At 61.2% G+C, this 23334-nt stretch carries 18 protein-coding genes and 3 pseudogenes; 16 read left to right on the top strand and 5 right to left on the bottom strand.

The genetic code is table 11. The features are described 5' to 3' along the window. From ACFSAG_RS10780 to ACFSAG_RS10795, 4 genes and pseudogenes are all read left to right on the top strand, one after another. Complete coding sequence (locus ACFSAG_RS10780) at positions 1-1224, top strand: acyl-CoA dehydrogenase family protein (RefSeq protein ID WP_169495428.1); 1224 nt, start codon at positions 1-3, stop codon at positions 1222-1224. Next, on the top strand, positions 1224-2318 hold the full coding sequence (locus ACFSAG_RS10785; RefSeq protein ID WP_169495429.1) for an acyl-CoA dehydrogenase family protein: 1095 nt from the start codon (positions 1224-1226) through the stop codon (positions 2316-2318). Before ACFSAG_RS10780 ends, ACFSAG_RS10785 begins: the two co-directional genes overlap by 1 nt. Positions 2319-2339: 21 nt before the next feature. Then, positions 2340-3953, top strand: a complete 1614-nt coding sequence (locus ACFSAG_RS10790) for an acyl-CoA synthetase (RefSeq protein WP_169495430.1) — start codon at positions 2340-2342, stop codon at positions 3951-3953. Beyond that, positions 3950-4102, top strand: a pseudogene (locus ACFSAG_RS10795) (NAD(P)-binding protein); the annotation flags it as partial. The gene ACFSAG_RS10790 and the pseudogene ACFSAG_RS10795, both read left to right, overlap by 4 nt. Before the next feature lie 32 nt (positions 4103-4134). On the opposite strand, the gene ACFSAG_RS10800 reads toward ACFSAG_RS10795, so the two are convergent. Further along, positions 4135-4350 (bottom strand): hypothetical protein, encoded by a 216-nt coding sequence (locus tag ACFSAG_RS10800; protein ID WP_381515347.1) that lies wholly within the window; start codon positions 4348-4350, stop codon positions 4135-4137. Positions 4351-4617: 267 nt separating this feature from the next. Here ACFSAG_RS10800 and ACFSAG_RS10805 point away from each other — a divergent pair, with 267 nt between their 5' ends. Then, the gene (locus tag ACFSAG_RS10805) at positions 4618-5820 is read left to right on the top strand and encodes an IS256 family transposase (RefSeq protein ID WP_381514591.1); all 1203 of its coding nucleotides are present in this window, start codon (positions 4618-4620) and stop codon (positions 5818-5820) included. Between the two features lie 304 nt (positions 5821-6124). Here the strand turns inward: ACFSAG_RS10805 and ACFSAG_RS10810 are convergent, their stop codons facing one another. After that, entirely contained in the window at positions 6125-9886 is a 3762-nt protein-coding gene (locus tag ACFSAG_RS10810; protein ID WP_381514593.1) for a bifunctional DNA primase/polymerase, read from the bottom strand. Positions 9887-10174: 288 nt separating this feature from the next. On the opposite strand from ACFSAG_RS10810, the gene ACFSAG_RS10815 reads away from it, so the two are divergent. Then, positions 10175-11344 carry an ATP-binding protein gene (locus ACFSAG_RS10815; RefSeq protein WP_381514595.1) on the top strand — a complete coding sequence of 390 codons (1170 nt, stop codon included), beginning with the start codon at positions 10175-10177 and terminating at the stop codon, positions 11342-11344. A 195-nt stretch (positions 11345-11539) separates the two neighbouring features. Here the strand turns inward: ACFSAG_RS10815 and ACFSAG_RS10820 are convergent, their stop codons facing one another. After that, the gene (locus tag ACFSAG_RS10820; RefSeq protein ID WP_381514598.1) at positions 11540-12235 is read right to left on the bottom strand and encodes a hypothetical protein; all 696 of its coding nucleotides are present in this window, start codon (positions 12233-12235) and stop codon (positions 11540-11542) included. Positions 12236-12412: 177 nt separating this feature from the next. Here ACFSAG_RS10820 and ACFSAG_RS10825 point away from each other — a divergent pair, with 177 nt between their 5' ends. The 9 genes from ACFSAG_RS10825 (at position 12413) to ACFSAG_RS10865 (ending at position 21377) form a co-directional block, all read left to right on the top strand. Beyond that, entirely contained in the window at positions 12413-12679 is a 267-nt protein-coding gene (locus tag ACFSAG_RS10825) for a hypothetical protein (protein WP_381514600.1), read from the top strand. After that, on the top strand, positions 12676-13128 hold the full coding sequence (locus ACFSAG_RS10830) for a DUF2924 domain-containing protein (RefSeq protein ID WP_381514603.1): 453 nt from the start codon (positions 12676-12678) through the stop codon (positions 13126-13128). The genes ACFSAG_RS10825 and ACFSAG_RS10830 overlap by 4 nt, the downstream gene beginning before the upstream one ends. Further along, positions 13125-14420, top strand: coding sequence for a recombinase family protein (locus ACFSAG_RS10835; protein WP_381514606.1), 1296 nt, complete (start codon positions 13125-13127; stop codon positions 14418-14420). Before ACFSAG_RS10830 ends, ACFSAG_RS10835 begins: the two co-directional genes overlap by 4 nt. Continuing rightward, positions 14417-14800 (top strand): hypothetical protein, encoded by a 384-nt coding sequence (locus ACFSAG_RS10840; protein WP_381514609.1) that lies wholly within the window; start codon positions 14417-14419, stop codon positions 14798-14800. The genes ACFSAG_RS10835 and ACFSAG_RS10840 overlap by 4 nt, the downstream gene beginning before the upstream one ends. 203 nt (positions 14801-15003) lie before the next feature. Continuing rightward, positions 15004-16995 carry a hypothetical protein gene (locus ACFSAG_RS10845; protein WP_381514612.1) on the top strand — a complete coding sequence of 664 codons (1992 nt, stop codon included), beginning with the start codon at positions 15004-15006 and terminating at the stop codon, positions 16993-16995. 621 nt (positions 16996-17616) lie between these two features. Next, complete coding sequence (locus tag ACFSAG_RS10850) at positions 17617-18855, top strand: tyrosine-type recombinase/integrase (RefSeq protein ID WP_204992718.1); 1239 nt, start codon at positions 17617-17619, stop codon at positions 18853-18855. Between the two features lie 83 nt (positions 18856-18938). Then, the gene (locus ACFSAG_RS10855; protein ID WP_381514616.1) at positions 18939-19163 is read left to right on the top strand and encodes a 2-oxo acid dehydrogenase subunit E2; all 225 of its coding nucleotides are present in this window, start codon (positions 18939-18941) and stop codon (positions 19161-19163) included. Next, complete coding sequence (locus ACFSAG_RS10860; protein ID WP_204992716.1) at positions 19129-19833, top strand: lipoate--protein ligase family protein; 705 nt, start codon at positions 19129-19131, stop codon at positions 19831-19833. Before ACFSAG_RS10855 ends, ACFSAG_RS10860 begins: the two co-directional genes overlap by 35 nt. Continuing rightward, on the top strand, positions 19800-21377 hold the full coding sequence (locus ACFSAG_RS10865; RefSeq protein WP_204992715.1) for a S1C family serine protease: 1578 nt from the start codon (positions 19800-19802) through the stop codon (positions 21375-21377). The genes ACFSAG_RS10860 and ACFSAG_RS10865 overlap by 34 nt, the downstream gene beginning before the upstream one ends. Here ACFSAG_RS10865 and ACFSAG_RS10870 read toward each other — a convergent pair whose 3' ends face one another. Further along, complete coding sequence (locus tag ACFSAG_RS10870; RefSeq protein ID WP_204992714.1) at positions 21378-22205, bottom strand: TauD/TfdA dioxygenase family protein; 828 nt, start codon at positions 22203-22205, stop codon at positions 21378-21380. It abuts the gene before it with no gap. Positions 22206-22551: 346 nt separating this feature from the next. Here ACFSAG_RS10870 and ACFSAG_RS10875 point away from each other — a divergent pair. Further along, positions 22552-22707, top strand: a pseudogene (locus ACFSAG_RS10875) (IS6 family transposase); the annotation flags it as partial. 75 nt (positions 22708-22782) lie between these two features. Here the strand turns inward: ACFSAG_RS10875 and ACFSAG_RS10880 are convergent. Beyond that, positions 22783-23091 (bottom strand): annotated as a pseudogene (locus ACFSAG_RS10880) (dihydropteroate synthase); the annotation flags it as partial. Between the last annotated feature and the right edge of the window lie 243 nt (positions 23092-23334).

Raw genomic sequence — 23334 nt, forward strand, 5'->3', positions numbered from 1 at the left:
ATGGACCTGAGTTATGGCCCCGAGTATGAGACGTTCCGCGAAGAGGTGCGCGACTTCATCGCCGTCAATCGCCATCTCGCACCAAAGAATGCCGGTCGTGCGGCCCGCCCGTCGAATGAAGGCGTGGCCTGGCAGAAGCTGCTGATCGAGCATGGCTACACCGCGCGCACCATTCCGCGCGAATACGGCGGGTTCGGGGCCGAGCCCGACATTCTCAAGTCCCGGATCATCGCCGAGGAGTTTGCGCGCGCCGGTGTGCCCGGCGGACTCGCCAACCAGGGCATTTCGATGCTGGTGCCGACCTTGCTCGAACTTGGCACCGAAGAGCAGAAGAGGCGCTGGATCGAACCGACTTTGGCCGGCGATGTGGTGTGGTGCCAGGGCTATTCCGAACCCGGATCGGGATCGGACCTCGCCAGTCTCAAGACCAGCGCCCGGGTTGAAGGCGGCGACTTCGTCGTCAACGGCCAGAAGATCTGGACCAGCACCGCCAAGGAAGCGGACATGATCTTCTGCCTGGTGCGGACCGAAGGGGACGCAGCCAAGCACCAGGGGATCAGCTATCTGATCTTCCCGATGACCACGCCGGGGATCGAAGTCCGCCCGCTCAGGACCATGACCGGCCATGCCGAATTCAACGAAACCTTCTTCACCGATGTGCGCGTGCCGGTCGATCAGATCGTCGGCCAGCGCGGGCAAGGCTGGTTCGTCGCCAACGCCACGCTCGGGCACGAACGCGGGATGCTGGGCGATCCCGACGCACTCGAAAACCGGCTGCTCGCGCTGATCGAACTGATGAAGGTGGAACAGGTCGGCGGTGCACGGGTGATCGACCTTCCGGCCCTTCGCGACCGGCTGGTGGCGCTCCAGGCCGAAGTCGCGGCGATGAAGTACAACGGGATGCGGATCCTATCGAACCAGATCAAGGGCGAGCCGGGCGGCATGGCCAAGCTGATCGTCAAGCTCCAGGCCTGCGAGCTGGCCCACCAGATTTCCGCTTTGGCGATCGACGCGCTGGGCGAATTGGGAATCCTCTACAACGGCAGCGCCCACGAGCGCGCAAACGGCAGCTGGCAATGGAACTACATGTTCCAGCTTGGCCTGATCATCGGCGGCGGAACCGCCCAGATCCAGAAGAACATCATTTCGGAGCGCGGCCTCAACATGCCGCGCGAGCCGCGCCTGGACCTGCCCAAAGGCCCGTCCGCGCAAGGAGGGCAGTGATGGATTTCGGACTTTCGCAGGAACAGCAGATGCTGGCAGAAAGCGTTACGCGGCTGCTGCGCGAACTCTCTCCGCTCGATCATGTCAGGCAAGTGGCCGAAGCCGGCAGCGCGGTTAGCGCGCAAAGCCAGGCCGCGCTGGCCGAATTGGGGCTACCCGGGCTGGTGGTGCCGGAGGCCCATGGCGGCCTTGGCATGGGACTGCTCGATGCAACGGTCGTTGCTACGGCGCTGGGGGAAGCGGTGGCGCCGGTGCCGTTCGCCGCTCGCAACGTGATGGCGCCGCTCGCGCTGATCGCGGCCGGATCCGAGGCGCAGCAGGCCCAATGGTTGCCGCGCATTGCAGCTGGCGAGGTGCGTTTCGGCGTCGGGGTGAATGAGCAGGTCTCCCGCCGCGATGGTTCGGGCGTGCGTTGCACCGGTGGCGCGCTGACTGGCACGGCGCTGTTCGTGCTCGATTGCGAGGAGGCCGATCACTTCATGATCGCCGACGAAGCCGGTCGGCTGCACATCGTATCGGCGCAGGCAGACGGGTTGGAGCTGATTGCCCTCAAGACGATCGACGCGACGCGCTCGGTCGGCGAACTGCGGCTTGCGTCGACCCCGGCGGAAGCCCTGGCCGACGACGGCGGTGCGGCGGCGCGGCGACTGATTGCCGCAGGCCGCATCCTGCTCGCGGCGGACAGCCTAGGTGCGGCGGATGCGATGATCGCCCAGGCGGTTGCCTATGCCGGGCAGCGCGAGCAGTTCGGGCGGGTGATCGGCAGCTTCCAGGCGGTCAAGCACATGTGCGCTGAAATGGCCGCGAAGAACGAGCCGTGCCGGTCGCTGGTGTGGTATGCGGCCCATGCGTTTGACGCGGTCCCAGCCGAAGCGGAACTGGTCGCTTGCCATGCCAAGTCGCACACCGGCGAAGTAGGCCGGTTTGTCGCCCGGACCGCAACCGAGGTGCACGGCGGCATGGGCTTCACCGACCTGTTAGGGCTGCATTACTGGTTCAAGCGGATCGGTTTCGACCGGCAGGTACTGGGCGGACCCGAAACGGTCCGGGAAGAGGCGGCGATACTGCAAGGCTGGACCGCAAGAGGGGTCTGACTAAGCGAGAGGACAGTTCCAATGGCAAAGTGGAATCTTGGCGACATACTGGACGCGATCGAGCCTGCCCTTCCCGCAGATACACCGGCCCTGATCCACGGCACGCGTGTCGTCACCTGGGCGGAAATGGGCGCGCGGTCGAACAATATCGCGCGCTTCCTTACGGCGAACGGCATTTTGCCCGGAACCAAGGTCGCGTTCTACATGCGCAACCGCCCTGAATACGGCGAACTGATGGCGGCTTGCTTCAAAGGCCGGTTCACCCATGTGAACATCAACTATCGCTACCGCCCCGAGGAGGTGTTCTACATCTTCGACGATTCCGACAGCGAGGCCATTTTCTACAGCGCCGAATTCCGCGATTGCATAGTCGAACTGAAGGACCGGCTGACCAAGGCCAAGCTTTTCGTCGAAATCGGCGATGCGGCGGCAAAGGCCCCGCTTGCGCTTGCCTATGAAGATCTCGCGGCATCGGGCGACGGTTCGCCGCTGGGGATCGAGCGGTCGCCGCACGATGAACTGTTCATCTACACCGGCGGGACGACCGGCATGCCCAAGGGTGTGGTCTGGCGCCACACCGATATGCGCGAAGCCCAGCTCGATGCGCAGCGCATGCTCGCGCCTGTGCCGGACAGCCTCGACGAAGCCGTCGCCATGATCCGCGCCGAAGGCCCGGGTCGGATGACTCTGCCAGCCTGCCCGATGATGCACGGGACGGGCTTCATCACGGCGATCGGGACGCTCGCCTCGGGTGGTTGCCTTGTCACGCTGGACAATCCCTCGCTCGACGCGGTCGAGTTGTGGGAAGCGGTCGAACGCAACAAGGTGCAGTCGATCGCGATCGTCGGCGATGCCTTCGCCAAACCGATGCTCAAAGCCCTCGATGATAACCCTGGCGGTTTCGATACCTCAAGCCTGATCACCATCGTCTCGTCGGGGGTGATGTGGAGCAAGGAGGTCAAGCAGGGCTTGATTGGGCATATTCCGCAAGTGGCCCTGATGGACAGCTTCGGCGCTTCGGAAGGGCTTGGTTTCGGGCGCTCGATTACGACTGCCGCCGGGACCACCGAGACGGCGAAGTTCACCATCGGCGGTTTCTGTGACGTGTTCGACGAGAACGACCAACTGGTCCGCCCAGGCACCGGCACACCGGGTTTTATCGCCCTCAAGGGGCCGATCCCACTGGCCTATTACAAGGATCCCGAAAAATCGGCACGGACTTTCAAGACCATCAACGGAGTCCGCTACTCGATCCCCGGGGACTGGTGCACGGTCGAGGCCGATGGCAGCCTGACCCTGCTCGGCCGGGGCAGCGTATGCATCAACACCGCTGGCGAAAAGGTCTATCCCGAAGAGGTCGAGGAAGTACTCAAGACTCATCCGGCTATCGAGGATGCGCTGGTCGTGGGGGTCGCCGATGAGAAGTGGGGCCAGGCGGTGACCGCAGTGGTTCACCTTACCGCGGGCGAGACGCTCGATGAACCGGCCGTCAAGGAGCATGTCCGCAGCAAACTGGCGGGCTACAAGACCCCCAAGGCCGTGTTCGCTACCGCGATGGCGTTGCGTGCGCCCAACGGCAAGGCCGACTACAAGGGCGCGGCAGACCTTGCCGCCAAGCTGAGCGCCGCCCAATGAGCGCACCCGATCCAGACTGCGACGCACTGATCATCGGGGCGGGATTCAGCGGAATCTATCTGCTCCACCGGCTGCGTCAGGCCGGGTTTCGCACAAGGTTGATCGACGCCGCCGCCGAACCCGGCGGGATCTGGTACTGGAACTGTTATCCCGGTGCCCGGGTCGATTCGCACGTCCCGATCTACGAATTCTCGCTGCCCGAGTTGTGGCGGGACTGGATGAAGGCAATGGCCGAAACGAACAGGTTCAGCACCAGCGCCAGCGGGCGCATCTGTTCCGGCGCAAACCCGGTCAGCGCCATCAGCGCCAAATAGGCGGAAGCGCCGCCATGGCCCACCGCCGCATAAAGCGCGGCAGCGGCCAGTAGCATCACGGAAAATGGAACGGGATCAAGCATGGGTAATAACTTTGAGTGCCGCCTACATCGGGGTCAAGTAAGGATCTGCTGACATATCGCACAGCCGATTTGTAATCATGGCACGGCTGGTGCGGAAGAATGGGCACCACCCGGGTGCAAAAGAAATTTTCGGCCGTTCACTGCGCCTGGTTTGCCCGGGTGTTCGGATCGTGTCCCACGGGGTGGTGTAGCTGGGTGCTGAGGTGGTCACCGTGATTTTCGGATAGGTTTGGGTTGCGACACTCGAACCTGACGGAAGGAACCACGATGACCGATCCGATGATGCACTTGCGTTCGCTGGTGGAGAAGGCCCCGGACGCGGATATTTTACGCGACATGATCTCGTTTGCTGCCGAGCGGCTGATGGAGATGGAAGTCGGCAACCTGACCGGCGCGGGCTATGGGGAGAAGTCGTCAGCGCGGCTTGTCCAGCGCAATGGTCACCGCGAGCGTGACTGGCAGACGCGGGCCGGCACGGTCGAACTGCGCATCCCCAAGCTGCGCAAGGGCAGCTACTTCCCCGGCTTTCTCGAACCACGCCGGATGGCCGAGCGGGCGCTGACGGCGGTGATCCAGGAAGCCTACATCCAGGGTATCTCGACCCGCTCGGTCGACGATCTGGTCAAGGCGCTGGGCATGGATGGCATCTCGAAGAGCCAGGTCAGCCGACTGTGCGAGGAGTTGGACGAGCGCGTCCACACCTTCCTTGATCGCCCGATCGAAGGCGACTGGCCATACCTGTGGATCGACGCCACCTACGTGAAGGTGCGCCAGAACGGGCGGATCGTCTCGGTCGCGGTGATCGTCGCCGTCGGCGTCAACAGCGACGGCCGCCGCGAAGTGCTGGGCATGGACATCGGCCCCTCGGAGGCAGAGCCCTTCTGGATGGCCTTCCTGCGCAAGCTGACGCGCAGGGGCCTGCGCGGCGTGAAGCTGGTCATCTCGGACGCTCACGAAGGCATCAAGGCGGCCGTATCCAAATTGCTGTGCGCGAGTTGGCAACGCTGCCGCGTCCACTTCATGCGCAATGCCCTGGCTCATGCCGGCAAGAGCGGCAGGCGCGTCGTCTCCGCGTTCATCGCCACCGCGTTCGCCCAGGAAACACCCGAAGCCGCGAGCCAACAATGGCGTTCCGTGGCGGATCAGGTGCGACCCAAACTGCCCAAGCTGGCGACCCTGATGGACGACGCCGAACCCGATGTGCTGGCATACATGACGTTCCCCAAGGAACACCGTGCCAAGCTGCACAGCACGAATCCCATCGAGCGGCTCAACGGCGAGATCAAACGCAGGACTGAGGTCGTCGGTATCTTCCCGAACGAGGCCGCCATCACCCGCCTCGTCGGTGCTATCCTCATGGAACAGTCCGACGAATGGGCTGTCCAGCGCGCCCGCTACATGACACTTGAAACGATGGCGCCCCTCAGCGACAATCCCATCGTCATGCTGTCGGCTGTACCTGGCGCATGATCGGCTCAAACTGACGCCGAAATGAGCGGGGGCCTCCCCCAGCTACACCACCCCGTGGGACACGATCGCAGATCAGCGGCGTAATGGCTTACATCTCGATGGTGCGGTTAATAGGTCCTGACCCTAACTTTGCGCAAAATCAAAGAGCGCATATCTCATAAATTAATGATATTAATTTCTTATACAAATCTGACCCCCGGTCGTTAATTCGCGGGCGCGTGTATTTTGGATCGAACGCGGTGTCCCATCCGAGACCTGTAGACTATGCAATCCCCCCCCACCCCCGCACATTTTTTCGCGCTGATCAGGCGGCCAGATCCGCGCCCGTGACAACTTCGCAGTCGGCCAATGGCCCAAGCCGCTCGGTGAGCCACACGGCAGGGTCTGGGATCAGCTCCAGGTTAAACATGGCCGACCTCACCTTCTGACCTGATCCCTCCGGCCGGTAGGTCACCGCAGCCGAGGAGCGGGACATTTCGCTATTATAGAAGATTCTATAATAGCATTTTGTCCCGGTCCTCTGCCCATCTTTCCGTGCGGCCTCGTAGTTTGACCACAGGTCGGGGAAGCATTTGGCCCGGTCCGCGGCGTTATCGAGCACCACACCGCGCGAGGCCATCATGTCGGTGCGGCTGGGAACGAGGTTGGGCCAATCGATCACCTCGTCAGCGGTGATAGGCAGCACGATATCGGTGAGTAGATCAATCTGCAGGGGATTGTCGGCCGTACGATTGACGCCCCGGCCGCGTCCCATTGCCTGAATCAACTCGCCCTCGCAGATATTCCAGCGAATTGCTTCCGCGATTGGATCGGGATGATGTTCGCCCATGGCCATGCGGGATCGTCCATTGGGCCGGCGGATCACCCGCTCGATCAGCGGATACCACCAGCTCTCATTGTCCTCTTGAGGCGGACGCCCTGTCAGCGCGATCTGCAGCTTGGCGATTACAGAAGGTGCTGGCAGCGTGCGGCCCATGATGACCATCCCGGCAACATTGCCCCAACGGTCCATCCCACTAAGCGCATTGAAATGCGCGGTCTCCAGATTGGCCGGCAGGTTAGACTTGCTAAGGGCCGCTAACGCCCGCATCTGAGCGATGGCGAGCACGGGTGCTGTTCCTCCACCAATCTGCAGCGTCCGGGCAAATAGATAGGTCCGCAGGGCACGCAGGTTGTTCGCTGCTGTGGTGTGCTCCCTGTCCTTCGCATGTGGCCCCGGCACCAGCGCCTTGCCGCTTACCGGCGCCCCCAGCACTTGCCGGATCCGCACATGCGGTGTCTTGGCGCTTACGGCCGGGGCCACAGAAATGCCGGGCAGAAAGGGCGTCACCAGTTCCTGCCGCATGGTCGCGTCAATATGCAGGACCGGTATATTCTCGATCCACCCAGTCCGGATCGATGACCGCCACAGGAGGTCCAGCGACCTGACCGTCCCATTCGGAGTATGCATTCGGCCAACCTGCACACCCCAGGCATCGTGCCCTGCGTCTAGCGCCTCGGCGAGGATCGACCACATGGCCGCGGCACGACCCGGCGGAGCCCAGGCGTTCCTGCGCCGCGGCATTACTGCACCGAGCCGTTTGGCGCGTTCCTCAGCCGACATGCCCGGCAAAATGCCCGGATCCCGAAGCCTGCCTCGTTCGAGCTTTGCTGCGTCCCGGCAGATGGTCGGGGTCAGTCTGGCGGCCCGTAAGTCAGCAAGGCGAAGGGGGCCTTCCCGGTGCAGCTCGAGCACCTTCCAGAGCTTCAACCGGTGCTCGATCAGGAACTGGGTCTCGGGATAGTCATAGGCATTCTTGTGGTCGTAGCAGCGCAGGTCCGCGTCATAGGGATCGAGGCTATCGATGGTGATCTGGACCGGACTGTCCGTGCCGCGCAGACCCGACTGCCAGAACCCCTCGTCGATCACCAAAAGTGCCGGCCGCCCGATGACTTGGGGCATCGCATGGAACAGGCTGTCATGCGCGCAGATGACGACTTGCGCAGACTTGGCGATGAGCTTCTGCCGCTGGTATCCGCAGACCTCGTAATGCGGGCAGTAGAAGGTCTTGCTGTCACGCTTGACCTTGCACACGGCTTGCTCAACCGAAAGTTCAGCTGCCAGCGCATCGGCCTGTGCGTCGGGATCAAGGCACATGCGCTGGTCCGGGTTTTCCGGCACGGGATCGGGCGCGGTGCGGCCTTTCCAGAGAACTGCTGCGACGCCGGCCCGGGCAAAAGCATCGACCTGTTCTTCACCGAGGTCGTGGCGCGGCACTGCGAATACCACCTTGCCGCCACCAAGCTTCTTGGCAGCCAAGGCCGCAATGATCTGGTCGCGGACCTGACTGGTTTTGCCGAGGCCAACGTCGACGGGTAATCCGAGCAACGGCGGCTTAGGTGCATTTGCTACGTCGCTCTCGCCGAGGTTCTGCGCTGCCGCTTCGTGGAAGGCAGCAACCTCGTCCATGAAAGTGGCAATGCGGCTGGCAAGTTCGGCGCGGGCACCGGCAACATCGTGCTCGGGCTCCGTATAGGTCGGATCCTTCGCACCTACCCAACGGGCTGCCGCAATGACTGCTCGTAAGGCCTCGAACCCTCTGGCACGCACGAGATCATTCGCATCGCCCGCGAAGTCGGAAAGGGCGAGCCGCGCATCATTGTCGCGCGCCGCTTCGGTTGCCGCTGCGACACCAGGGTTATCGGTCCGGTCGGGCTTGGCGTCATTGTCTGCGACAATGGTCAGTTCAATGTTCGGATAGCGCCGGCGCAGCACCCGGGTGACGCGGATCAGGTTTCCGGCATCAAAGGCGACCACGACCGGCTCGCCCGTCGCCTCATGGATGCTGGCCCCGGTTGCCCAGCCTTCGCAGACCAGAAGATGGGGTGTGTCCTCGGTCCATTCGCCAATGACCGCAAAATGGTCGGCCTTGGCACCGCCGGCCAGGAACCGCTTGTTGCCATGCGCATCGATGCGCTGGACTGTGTGGATGACCCCATCGATGTCGCGCAGGCCAATGACCAGTCGCCCGGCAGTATCGATCAGGATGCCAAGGGGCTTGATCCCTTTGGCGATGAGATAGGGATGATTGGCAGGCGCTGGCTTGGCATCAGCAAGGATCCGCTGCGCCTCGTATCGGGCTTTTGCCGTCAACTCTTCGCGAGACGGGTCGGAAGCGCTGCTGGTACCTCTTGCCGAAGGCCTGACGCCCGTGCGGTCGGCAATCCAGTCGCACGCTTGGGCATAGCTGCAACCCAATACAGATGTGACGAGCGCGACAAGCCCGCCGCCTCGCCCGGCTTCGTGGTCGTACCACTGGCCTGGCTTGGCACCGTCCACCCGAACCGAGAGACTGCCTCTGCCCCGGTAGCGCCATTCCCGGTCTGTCTTGGCTGATGGTTGGCCCAGCAGCTCGATAAGAAGCCGCGGTAGCCCTTTCTCCATGTCGGAGAAGATCGCTGGCTCATCCCTGCCCGGCTTAACCAGCTGGTGGTCTGCATTGCGGGTCTGCAACCGCACCGGAGACGCTAGCTGGGTGGTCTGTGCAGGTAGCGCGGGAGCACGCAAGACTTCGGCAAGCCATTGCGGCATATCGGCAAGCTGAGCCTCTCCAGGAGGGCTCTGCCAGGTGTATACGGCGCCGCTGGGATGGAGGCTGCCAGGGCCAACAACATAACCGCCGTCACCGCGTATATCCATGCCGGGCAGAAAGCCTGCGCGGTTGGTGATCTTGTTTCCGGGATGTCGGAAGTAGACATGCTGGCCCTTGCCGGTCCGGACTATCAACGTGTCTGGAAGACCCCGCCGCTGCGCCTCGGCAACGGCCTCCTCGTTATCAAGGTCAAGGACGACCAGCCCGCTGACCGCGCCAGTGACAATCCCGATATTGGCGTTCGGCGAGGCCTTATACCAAGCTTCAAGGTCGCTGCACGATGCACGCTTTGTTTGATAGGCCTTCCAGCCAATTGCAGCGCGCTTATCGGCAGGTTTGAGCGGGATCAGGCTGAATCCCAGATCGTGCAGGGCCAACCAGTTTTGGAAGTCCGCAGCCGCTGTGCCTGGTAGTGCTTGTTCGGCGGCATTCATGCCGTGTCGCGTCCTCTTGAAGGAAAGGGGACGCGACAAAAGTCATCATTTTGGGGCCGCCGAAACGTTCCAAGCGGTCGCCGGTCAGAACCGGTTTCGGAGTCTCACAGGGTTGAACGGTTGAACCCTTCTGGCATTTAGACGAGCCGCGATTGACAATTGGACGGGATTATATTGACGATTGGTCGGCATTTGATGTAGCAATTGGCCATGGTTTTAAACTCGTCCCCCAACCTCATCGCACGCCGCGCCGAACAAGCCGTTGCAACCGCGCTTACCGATACGCGCGTGGTGCTGGTTGTGGGGCCGCGTCAGGCCGGAAAAACTACGCTGGTCCGCAAATTTGCTAACGATCAGCGGCCATTTCTGTCGCTCGACGACCCGGTAACGCTAGCCAATGCCAAGAGTGATCCGGTCGGATTCATCCGAAACCTGGATGGCGCAGTCATTGACGAAATCCAGCGTGTGCCTGAATTGATGCTGGTCATCAAGCAATCCGTCGACGCGAATACCGCACCGGGCAGGTTTCTGCTGACAGGCTCTGCCAATGTCATGGCGCTTCCAACAATTGGGGACTCGCTTGCCGGCCGGATCGAGATCATCGAATTGTTTCCCTTTGCTCAAGCCGAACTGCTGGGTCGCAAGGGCGATGCGATCGATCGGTTTTTCAATAATGAGCCCCTAAAGATTACCGATGCAGTCGTCGGTCATGAACTCGCCGAACTGGTCGCGCGCGGAGGATATCCTGAAGCCGTGGCACGTAAGGATGATCGGCGGCGAGCGAAGTGGTTCAACGACTATGTCGCCCTGATCCTGGACAGGGATGTCCGCGATATTTCTACGATCGATCAACTGGAAAAGCTGCCGCAATTGGTTCGGCTCTTGGCCGAGCAATCCGGGCAGCTCTCCAATCACACGAACATTGCATCGGCCCTGCAAATCTCCAGGGCAACAGTTGGGCGCTATCTCGAGACCCTGGAGCGTCTGTTCCTGATCGACACCCTGCCGCCGTGGTTCAGCAACCGTATCTCCAGGTTGATCAAGACGCCCAAGCACCACTTTCTAGACAGCGGATTGCTCTCTGCCCTGCGTCAGTTCAGTCCAGCGCCGCCACAAGCGGACCCGGATCGCTTTGGCCCATTGCTGGAGAGTTTTGTCGGAGCGGAATTACGCAAGCTGATCGGCTGGAGTGATCATAGAGTTACCCTTTCGCACTTCCGCACCAAGGAAGGTGACGAGGTCGATTTTGTCCTGGAAGACCAGCAGGGCCGGGTTGTCGGGATCGAAGTGAAGGCGTCAGCGACACTGCGCCGAGGCGACTTTTCTGGATTGCGCAAACTTGAAGCTGCCGCTGGTGACAAGTTCGCGCGCGGTTTGGTGCTTCACGACTACGACGGCCTGAGACCGGTCAGCGAACGGATCTCTGGTGTCCCGGTTTCTGTTCTATGGTCGACGTAATGGCGGAGAGGTTTCCTGCGCCGCGATCAGAGGGTTGAACGGTTGAACCCTTGTTACACTGCTCTTGGCCAACCTTGCATTTCTGGAGTTGTGCTCCGGATTTGCAAGGATGATGGCCCAGACCGAGGACAGACAACTTTCCACTTATCGATCACGGTTACGCCATTTCATGATCGATAAATGGCCGGATATCGATCACCGACCCCAGCTACGCTTGCTACCTCCGCGCTGGGATGACGGCAGGCGGATGATGGTTGCCATCGCTTTGGCAAGGTTCCCAGACACCGGTTCGCCCTCGATATCCTGGTCCATGAACCAGTCGACCAGCACCTCCTTCTTGGACTGGTCCAATTCGTCAATGCCGTTCTCGGCAATCGCGCGATCGATCAGGTCGAGGTAGGGCGTGGTGTAATCGGTTGGTTTAATCGGCTTGGGCGGCGGAAGCGTCCAGATTGCCTCGACCATGAACCGCGGGATCTGGATGTCGATATATTCGCCATCCTGCAATTCCAGCCGCTCGGGCAAGCTGCCATCGTCCACATGCAACACCCCGCTGATCCAGTGCTCGGGCGGGATCCAGACCAGCTGGCTGGAGTGGAAGATCCATTCCCGAGCATCGCGGTCCGGGAAGACCGGATTGCGGCTGTCGGAGTAACGTCCCTGCGCATGCACGTTGCCCTGCCGCAAAGCCTGCCAAAGCTGGCGTGAGGCATCGAGGTTGATGTTCTGCCAGCGAGATGATCCGGTCGCCGTCGATGACAATATCTTGCCGACATCGAGCACGACCTTTTCACCGGTCGCCGCCTCATGCCGCGCTCGGCAAATCCGGCAGATGTACCGGTAGGTTTGATCCAGGGACCAGAGGGTGCGGTCGAGTGTGTCGATGGGCATTTGTGTTCCGAATCATGGGCAGACGAGACTGGAACATAAATAGAACAATAGCGCCCCGCAAGGCAACCACAGCGCAAAGGGTTGAACCGTTCAACCCTTCTGGGGGTAAGGCTGTGAACTACAGGAGAACCCCTTCGAACGTAGCGGGGAATGGCCTGATTCGGCGATGCTCCGGCCATGACCAAAGCCGACACAACTTCCATCGCCAGCGCCAACGACGACATGCCCAGATTTGGGGTCATGAAGCGTCCCAATGCGCTCCATCCAAGCCTGATGACGCCTGCTGAACGGCGCACTGAACTATGCGCAATTCTGGGTCTGGGCATCGTTCGCCTGCACCTGCGCAATCGCGGGCAGCTGTCCCCTGAAAGCGGAGACTTTCCGCTACACTTCGCGTCCGAACAGAGCGGTAGTGCGGCTCCAACTCGAAGGAGAGCTGCATGACCGATACCAATCCGATCCCAGCGCGCCTAGCAGCGCTGAAGACCATGTCTGGCGCGGAACTGAAGAAACAATGGCGCGCCTTGTTCGATACCGAGCCGCCCCTGTTCAACCGGCGCTATATTGAGACCAGGCTAGGTTACCGCATTCAGGAGCTGACACATGGCGGACTGAAGCCGGAGACCGTCCGGCGCCTGCAGGACCTGGGCGAGCAGCTCGACGGCGGGAACATTGCCACCCGCCGGATCCGCACGGATCTTAAGCCCATCATCGGCACCCGGTTGATCCGCGAATGGCAAGGCACCGAACACTGCGTCACCGTCACGCGCGACGGGTTCGAATGGCAGGGCCGGCCCTACAAATCGCTGTCTGCCATTGCCCGGACCATCACCGGCACGCGCTGGAATGGCTGGGTCTTCTTCGGTCTCAAGCATCACAGGAGGGCGGCATGAACACGCCAATCACGCGCAAGCTGCGCTGCGCGGTCTATACGCGCAAATCATCGGAAGAAGGGCTCGAGCAGGAGTTCAACAGTCTGCACGCCCAGCGGGAGGCTTGCGAGGCCTTTATCGCCAGTCAGCGCAACGAAGGTTGGGTGCTGGTGCGCGACCAGTATGACGATGGTGGGGTGTCCGGCGGCACGCTGGAACGGCCGGGGCTGAAGCGGCTGCTGTCCGATATCGAAGACGGGCTGGTCGACGTAGTCGTGGTCTACAAGATCGACCGCCTGTCGCGCTCGCTGATGGACTTCGCCAAGCTGGTGGAGGTGTTCGACCGCAATGAGGTGACCTTTGTGTCGGTCACCCAGTCATTCAACACGACAACCTCGATGGGGCGGCTGACCCTTAACGTTCTGCTGTCATTTGCGCAGTTCGAGCGCGAAGTGACCGGGGAACGCATCCGCGACAAGATCGCCGCATCCCGTGCCAAGGGTATGTGGATGGGCGGCTGCCCGCCGCTGGGTTATGACGTTGTCGCCCGCAAGCTGGTGATCAATGACGTCGAGGCCAGCCATGTCCGCTACATCTTCGACCAGTTTGCCCAGTGCGGTTCAGCAACGGTCATGCTGCGCGATCTCAGGAACCGCGGGATCACCACCAAGCAGGGCGGGATCATTACCAAGGGGTTCCTGCACCGCCTCATGAACAACCGGGTTTATCTGGGCGAAGCCGTTCACAAGGGCACCAGTTACCCCGGTGAGCACAAGGCAATCATCACGCAGGATGCCTGGGACAAGGTCCACGCGATCCTCACCGAGAGCCCCCGCAAGCGGGCGGCGCACACACGCTGCAATACCCCTGCATTGCTCAAAGGCCTGCTGTGGGGCCCGGATGGCGCGGCGTTCTCGCCCACACACACCCGGAAGGGCGGGAAGCTCTACCGCTACTATGTCAGCCAGTCGGTGCTGCGTCATGGCGCCGGTGTCTGCCCCATTGGCCGAGTCCCAGCCGCTGAGATCGAGAGCGCGGTCATCGAGCAGTTACGGGCCATATTCCGGCAGCCGGAAATCCTGGCCGGTTCCACCAAGGCAGCCCGTGGCCATCTGCCAGTCATTACCGAGGAGGAAGCCCGAATGGCGCTGACCACGCTCGATCCCATGTGGGATGAACTGTTCCCGGCCGAGCAGACCCGCATCGTGCAAATGCTGGTCGAGCGGGTCGAGATCGGCACCGAGGGTTTTGACGTCCAGCTGCGGCTCGATGGCATGGCCACATTTGCACAAGAGATGAGGGAGGCAGCATGACCACCACCGAGATCGTAACCGTCCATGTGCCCTTCCACATTCGCAAACGCGGCGGGCGCAAGGAGATGATCCTGCCCGATGCGGCGCTCACCAAGCACCGGCATGTCGACAATACGCTGATCAAGGGGCTCGCCCGGGCTTTCCGATGGAAACGGATGCTCGATACCGGCGCCTGTCCTACCCTTGGCGACCTGGCCGCGCAGGAGAAGATCTCGCCGTCCTACCTCACGCGTGTTCTGCGGCTGACCCTGCTGGCACCCGACATCATCGATGCGATCCTGGATGGGCAGCTAGGTCCGGACACCACGCTGGCTACGTTGATGGACCCGTTTCCGATCGATTGGGACGAGCAACGCCGGCATTTTTGCATGGAGACCTAAGGGCGGCGTTGGAGCCTGCAGTCAACAGCGGCGGTTCGCCGAATGCATGGCTGCTACGGTAGATTGTCGTGGCATTGGCTGGTTGTCGCATACGGCCAATCCCCGAAGCTGCAGTACCTCGCCACTGTCGGGCTTTTGACTATTCCTGAACGCAAAAATTCGTGCTTCATTCTCCGGGTGGGAAGGCCTCGGGGGCAAACTGCATGAGCATTCGGATTTCGTTGGCTAGTTCCGCTGCAATTTGTGGACTGCTGGTAGCAACATCAGCCTATGCTCAAACGGCATCAGGAGTATTCAAACCACTGATTATACCGCCGGTGGCACCAGCAACAGAGAACGCGGCGGAAAGGCAGCCCAATAATTCGCCGCCGTCATCGGTCGGGACCCAGGCGCCTCCCTTGCCGCAGCGCCCAGTCATAATCCCCATTCGCGATCTGACAGTTCTGACACGAGCCTTGCCGATCCGGCGCCAACTGCCGATTGCTGCACTCCGCGCCGTTCCGCAGGTTAGTTTGGGCGCTGCGACCGTGAACTTCACGCCCGTTCTGCAAAACCCGGCTGCTCTCTTCAACGTCGCCAACCGCCTGCGCAATCTGCCTCAGTTGGCCAAAGTTGAACGTGACGAAGCCGACGTTGTGGAGATCGATGAAGGTTTGCTTGTCCGTTCAGCGCTCAAATATTCAGTGCAACCCGGTGCCTGTTCGGATTCAGCAAGTCGTTCACAATTGGAAGCGGCGGGCAACTCGTGTTTCCGTCAGTCGAATGGCTTGCAGCGGCTGAACGCACTCTCAAATCCGCAAAGTGCAAGCTTCATCGCAGACCCTTTGGCTCGGGCAACGATGATAGCCAATTACCGGGCGGCGATTGCATCGGATCAAGTGGAGTTGCAGGCCCGCGCTGCGGAGGCAAGGGCAAGCATTAGTGACCCCGCCAAGCGAGCCGCGCTGGTCACGAAGCTGGGGGCATCAGAAGCCCAGCGGATAGCCAACCTTACCGAAGACCAGCTTGTTGAAGAGATGGTCAACGCCGGCGAGGTCGAAGTTGAGCAGGTGCTATTCGTGCCCAAGGTTGACAGCACGGCAAGTTTCCCTCGGCTAACGGCAATTGCGCCAATGGCGTTTGATCCGGCTTTCATGCAGCGGGTCGGGGTTGGACGAACGCAGGCAATCATGAATGCGTTGGCCAATCCTGCCGTTCAGCAGGCTCTGGAAGCCCAGAACGCCCGCTCTCAGCCGATGACAAAGGATCTGGGGCCATACGTCTTCCTGACTGGCTTCACGCTTGGCAAGCACTACGAATGGCAGACACGGGTGCAGTACAAGGTAGATCCGTGCCGCTACATCCCATTCGTCGATCCCTGTAAGAAGACCTACTACATCGAACCTTATGCCAAGCTCGGATACGGCTTCGGCTTGCGCTTCCCGGTCGAGGTCACCGGTCACTACAACTACCCTGCTTACCCAGGGCAAACGGACAAAGCTCGGGTTTCGCTAACCTACCGACCGATCAACGGTTCTCGCGAGCAATATCTGGACAGCGGGCTGGACCAGGACAAGCTGTTTGAAGGCAAGGAGCTTGTGGCGGAATTCGAGGCAACCGCCGGTTTCCGTTACAAAGTGCCGTTCAAGCAGGGCGATTTTAGCATTGGCATTGCCAAGGACTTCACCGACGGTTTGCCTGCGCCGTTTGCAAACGGTCAGTTCAGACCGCCAACGCCTGGCACGGCAGGGATCGAGGCCTTCAAACGTACCTTCACCGAGTTCGACCTGCTTGGCGGGCAAGGTAACTATGGCTTTGCGGGTGTGACAGTCTATCCAGCTATTCGCGTTGATCTAACCTCTAGCAAGCTCGACGTGACACTGGTTGATCGCAGTGCTGACCGGGACTTTACCATTAGCCATTCTGGCCACGCCCGCGTCGTCTCAGTGGATGATGCCGGCATGAGCAAAATTGCGATTGGAAATCCGGTCTACAACCTGACCTTCAAGGTCACGCCTGGCATCGAGGCCCATGCATTCGTCGATGTCGCCGTTTGGGAAAAGGATTGGAACTGGCCGGTCTGGTTTCCGGAGATTGGTGTCGAGCTGCCGCCGGGTGGTGTCGATTTTGCCTGCCATGCTGGGACACGTTGTTTCCGCAACGCAAATGTCAGGGCGTGGCGGGCCCCAGAACCCAATCCACCTTCACCACGTTAAAGCGTGACTGCTTCATACCCAGCACCTGGATTAAACGACGTGGGGTGACCGGCCCATTCCTAACCATGCCGATATAGGACGTAAAATCAGACCCAAACGACAGGTTCCTGCTCTAATGGGGCGCACAAAGATTGGATGACAGATTCTCCAGATCATAATCGGACTGTGTTCCAACCCGGAGCTGCCTACCCCAAAAAATGACGAAAATGCAGGCAATTCTCTGCTCTGCACCAAACCCCGTTTAGGTAACAGCTTTGGAGAAAATGCGACTTAGGAGAACACTTTTTGACCCTAGCCCTAGAGGCGAGGTGAATAGCCCACCGCCATAACCCTTGAATACAACAGGATTTTTGGGTGCCATCCCAGAAAGAGAATACTTTCATAGGGTTATGTGGCGGAGACGGAGTCCGCCTAACTAGTTGCCGGATGCGTCCAGACTCATTCTCATTATCCCCGTATAACCTATGATTTTCGGTCCATGTGGTACTCGGGGCGTCCGCATGTGTTCCGTTGCGTTCCCATAAAACCGCGCTATTATCGGGGAACGGTTATGGGAACGGCTGCTATTTCCGCCAATGTGGCAGGGCGCTGGCAGGTTCGATTCCCTGACAGGGAGCCGAAATGCCAAGGAAGCTGCACAACGCGCTAACCCCTCTCGCGGTGAAGAATGCCAAGCCGGGACGCCATGCCGATGGTGGCGGGCTGCATTTGCTGGTGAAGCCGACCGGCGCGCGCTCTTGGGTCTATCGCTTCATGCTGGGCGGCAAGTCCCGCGATGTTGGCCTTGGCGCGGCTGGGCAAGGCGGATTGTCGCTTGCCGATGCACGCGACGAAGCGGCGGTGCTTCGCCTCAAGGTCAAAGCGGGCATTGATCCGCTGGAGGAAAGGGACAGGGAAGCCGCTCAGGCGCTTGCGGCGGCTCAGGCTGCCAAGGTGGCCGGAACCACGTTCAAGGACGTGGCATCGGCCTATATCGCCGCGAACGAGGAAAGTTGGCGCAACCCCAAGCATCGCCAGCAATGGCGCAATACGCTCGACACCTACGTTTACCCGGTGATCGGAGATTTGCCGGTTGCCGAGATTGATACAGCGCATGTGCTGAAAATCCTTGAGCCGATCTGGAAAGGGAAAGCCGAAACTGCCAGCCGCATTCGCGGGCGGATTGAAACCGTGCTCGATAGCGCCAAGGCTCGCGGCTATCGGCAGGGTGAAAACCCGGCGCGCTGGCGCGGGCACCTTGCGCAAATCCTGCCCGCTCGCACCCGGCTATCGCGCGGCCATCACAAGGCCATTGCCTATGAGCAAATCCCGGCATTCGTCCGCGCGCTGCACAAGCGGGAGGCAGTGGCGGCGACGGCGCTGGAATTTACGATCCTGACCGCTGCCCGCTCTGGCGAAGTGCTCGGCGCGACTTGGACAGAGGTCGATTTGGACAAGGCAATCTGGACGATCCCAGCCGAGCGCATGAAGGCTGCGAAAGAGCATCGCGTGCCGCTGTCCCTGCGCGCGGTTGCGATACTCGAAAGCCTCCAGCCGCTTGGCAGCGACTACCTCTTCCCCGGCGCAAAGGGCGGCAAGCTGTCCGGCATGGCCATGGGAATGCTCATGCGCCGGATGAAGGTGGATGCAACCGTTCACGGTTTCCGTTCCGGTTTCCGCGATTGGGCAGCCGAATGCACCGGTTATGCCCATGAGGTTGCCGAAATGGCGCTGGCCCACACAATCGAAAACAAGGTTGAGCGGGCCTATCGGCGCGGCGACCTGTTCGACAAGCGGCGGCGGCTCATGGACGATTGGGCTACTTATTGCGCCAGCGACGGCGCGGCTGGTGCCAAGGTGACGCCGATCAGGAAAGCATAGTTGCCTAGGGTCCGGAATGAACGTGGAAAGTGGGACTAAGGTGGCCCGTCGTTCAATTGGCCCGGCAACCTGCTTTCACTTTCGTGCCATTCGGAAACACCCCTATCCTCAACAAGGGGCAGCTCGTCATTCTGGGGATCGGCAGGGTCGAGCAGCGCTTGGCACTGGCATCAGACAGCTCGATCGAACAGCGAAGCGAAATCGGCCTTTCACTGACAGTGGACCACCGTTTCATTGATGGCGATCCCGCCGCCCGGATTCTTGGGAGTATCTGTGACCAGCTCGCGATCATCGGCAACGGCGGATAGCCTCTGGGACCGGCTGGTCGGGTCGCTGTCGGCCGAATTTCCCGGCGCAGCCCGCGACTTCGGCAGCAGGGCTGGAAAAATTGCCCATGACGCGGAATTGCTCGACCGTCTGATTGCCGATGGAACTGGGCTCGAGCATCTCAGGCTTTGGGACAATGCGCCGCACCTTGTGATATCCAAACGGCTGGCCAGGCTTGCAGATGCGGATCGGGCTGCCGCCTGGGCGAATAACCAGGGCTATCCGGTCGCAGTTCGCGCATCAGGCGGGACCACCGTGGTGCATCGCCCGGGCGTGCTCAATGTCAGCTATTTCCGCATATCGGACAGGCCCTTCAAGCTGACCGCTGGCTTCGACGCATTATGCGCGATTATCGAACAGGCAGCCCGAACCGTCGGCATCCAACTCGAAACGGGAAGACTGGCAAGCTCCTATTGTTCCGGCTCACACGACATCGGATGGCGAGGACGCAAACTGGCTGGCACCGCCGGTGTTTCGCGGCGTCGCGGCGCAATGCACGGCGGTGTCTTCCATGCCAGCCTCGTGGTTTCGGGAGACTGGCGACGCGATCTGGACCTCATCACACAGTTTGAGCGCCTGTCCGGCCTGGTCCCCTCTTATCGCCTAAAAGTCGCCCGATGCGGTCGAAACTCCTTTCTCTCTGTGTGCTGATTCTCGCGCTTTTGCCGCAGATCGCAAAAGCCGATCCCGCCGATATCGATGCGGCAGCGCGCGGGGTCGTGCGCGTCGTGATCATCGGAACCGATGGCCGGGAAGTCTATCCCGTCAGCCACGGGACCGGCTTTGCGGTCGCGCCCGACATGATCGTGACCAATGCCCATGTCGTGCGCGAAGCCCTGCTCGACGACACGCTGACCATCGCGGTCGTCCCGTCCGATGGCGACAAGGCGGAATATGTCCGCCCGATCAGCGTCGATCCGCGCAGCGATCTCGCACTGCTCCGGATCACGGGCGAAATGCGCCTGCCCGCGCTGACCATCGCCGGAAGCGCGGACCCCGACAGCGGGGAGGTTTCAGCCGTCGGTTATCCCATGAATGTCGACCGGGCGCAGGGGCTGGACATCGGCGACATCTTCAGGCCGCAGCCGCCGGTAAAGAGCCGCGGCTTCATTTCGGGCGCCCGGCCTTCGCGACAGTTCGATTCGATTCTCCACACGGCGCCGATCGCACGCGGCAATTCGGGCGGGCCGCTGCTCGACGGTTGCGGGCGCGTGATCGGGGTGAACAGCTTCGGCGCCGATTCCGAGGCTGGCGATGCGGAGTTCTACTTCGCCGTCTCCACCCGCGAGCTGCTGCCTTTCCTGCGCAAGAACAATGTCGATGCGACGGTCAACGCCTCGCCCTGCCGCAGCCTTGCCGAGCTCGATGCCTCCGAGCGCGAGCGCATGCTGCGCGAACAGTCCGAAGCGCGGCAGGCCATGGCAGCCCGTGCCGACGAGCAGCGACAGGCGCGCGATCGTGCCCGGCTCGAGGCCGAATTCGCAGTGCTGGGTGAGCGCGAGAATTCCATGGCGCTCGCCTTTCTCCTGTTCCTGCTTGCAGGCGGTGCCGGTGCGGTGGCCTGGCATGCCCGGCAGAACGAGGAAGAGCGCCGCATGATGATCGGCGGCACCCTGGCCGGCCTCGCCCTGCTATCATCGCTGCTGCTGTGGTTCCTGCGCCCCGGCGTAGAGGAGATCGACCGACGCGTTGCAGCGGCGACTCAGGGCGGCGACGGCAGTTCCGGTTCGACCGATCCCGATGCAGCCGACGGCGGGACGATGCTCTGCAGCTTCGTCGAATCGCGCAGCCGTGTAACCGGCGCCCGCACCGACGACGTCGAGTTCGCCTGGCAGGACAGCGGTTGCGTCAACGAACGCACGCAATATGGCGTCGTCGCCGGCGAATGGTCCCGGGTGCTGGTGCCCGACGACGAAGAGGCGGTCTCGATCAATCGCTACGATCCGGCGACGCGCACTTTCAGTACCGACCGCTACCTGCTCTCACGTTCGGCCATGTCTGCCGCCCGCGAGGCGCGCGACAAATACAGCCCGCCACAATGCGGGGCGGACAATGCTGCGGCCAGTCTTGGCGACATGCAGACTGGGGTTACCTCGCTGCTGCCGCCACGCCCCAATGAACGGCTGGTCTACCAGTGCGAGGCAAAGCCTGCAGATTCGCAGGCGATCAAGCCGCTGGCTTCCCCGGCCGGATAATCAGGCCGCCAGCGCCTCGCCGCTCAGCGTGATGCGATGCATCTCGCGCACATGGCCGTGATAGTCGTTGAGCGCGTAGTGCCAGGTCGTCCGGTTGTCCCAGATGGTCACCGTGCCTTCACGCCATTCGACGCGCGCGCGGATGTCCTCGCTCATGGCGGCAGCATAGAGTTCCTGCAGCAAAGGCAGGCTCTCTGCACGGGTCATGCCTTCCAGATGCACGGTGAAGGCCGGATTGACATAGAGCAGCTTGCGCCCGGTGCGCGGGTGACGGATCACCACAGGATGGGTCGCACCCGTCTTGAGGTCCTGCCCGCGCAGCTCGCTGCCCTGATCGGTCTGCGCATAGACCCCGTCGGGCGAATAAATATGGTCGGCGCTGTGATAGGCGCGCAGTGTGGCAATCTTCCCTTTCATCTCGTCAGACAGGGAATCATAGGCCGCACCCATATGCGCGAACAGCGTATCGCCGCCCGACGGCGGTAAGGTGCGCGCGACCAGGATCGATCCCATCGCCGGTATCTGGTCATAGGAATGGTCGGTGTGCCAGCCGCCGCCGATATTGGTTTCCTGCTCGGCGCTCTTTCTTACAATGGCGATCTCGGGCCTGTCGCCGTGGAGCGGAAAGTAATTGTTGATGTCGATCCCGCCCCAGCGCTGGGCGAAGTCGATGTGATCCTCTGGCGAGAAGTTCTGGTCGCGAAACACGGCAACGCCATGTTCGTAGATCGCCTGCCTGATCGCCTCGATCTCCGCGTCGCCGCATTGCGCGAGCTGGACGCCCGAGATTTCGACCCCGCATTTCGGTGCCAGTGCGACTTTATCCATGGGCTCTCTCCCAGCCTTGTCCGCGGCCCTTTCGGCGGGCCGCCTATAGTTGCCCTTCTATCCCTATTCGTGAACTTATCCTGTCGTGCTTTGGAAGCGATATGATAGAATCGATCAATTATTGACAGATTCATTCGTCGGTGTTGTCAGTCTAACGCGAACTCGTCTCCGACCGACGCAACTATCCTTGCCCGCTTAGTGCTTCAGGCCATAAGGTTCTGCCACTCAGCCAGGGCAGCTGAGCGGTTGGCCTTGTAAGTCTGTCTATCGGTAAGATGTCTGGGTGCTGTCAGTCTAACGCTAAACGGTCTCCACCTGCGGCGCTCTGCCGCATAATGAGACTCACATGAAGCCCATTTGTTTCAAGCGTCATCGCTTTCATCCAGACATAATCCGCCAAGCCGTGTGGCTCTATTTTCGCTTCACGCTGAGCTTGCGAGACGTTGAGGACCTGCTTGCGGAACGCGGTATCGATCTGTGTTACGAGACGGTTCGGTGCTGGGCCAGGTGCTGTCAGGCAAACGCTAACTGTTCTCCAAACTTGAGATATTTGGAGCTAAGTTGGCAGTTATGCATGGATATCGTTCAGGTAGCCCACGCCGCGCTTGAGCGCATAGCGCTGGGTTTCCGGTTGGAAGCTGTCGATTGAAACACGGTGCATCTGATCGGACAGGGCGTCTAAGAGCGGCGCAATACGTCTGATCTCATCGGCCGGCGATACAGGCCTCGCGTCCGGATGGCTGGCGGCCGGTCCGACATCCACGACGTCTGATCCGACTCGCAGCATTTCGATCGCCGCGGTGACAGCGCCGGCGGGGTCTAGCCGCCGGCTCTCATCGAAGAAGGAGTCCTCGGTGAGATTCAGAATGCCGAACACCGTCACCATGGCGTCGGCCTCCGCAGCGACTTCCACGATGGGGATCGGGCGAGCAAAAAGGCAGCAATGACGCCGTGGCACATTGGCGACTTCCACGTGGAAGTTTCACCGAGCTGACTCGGCGGGCCCAGGCGAACGGCCATTTACGCTACGCTCCCTAGTGGTGCTCCACTTAGCATACATTCCCCAAGTGGCATGCCGTCTGACGTGAGTTTCGCCTGAATCCGACCGCAGGACAATCATTTTCCGTCC

It is taken from the genome of Sphingorhabdus buctiana, assembly GCF_042680825.1.
GTDB lineage: Bacteria > Pseudomonadota > Alphaproteobacteria > Sphingomonadales > Sphingomonadaceae > Sphingorhabdus_B > Sphingorhabdus_B buctiana.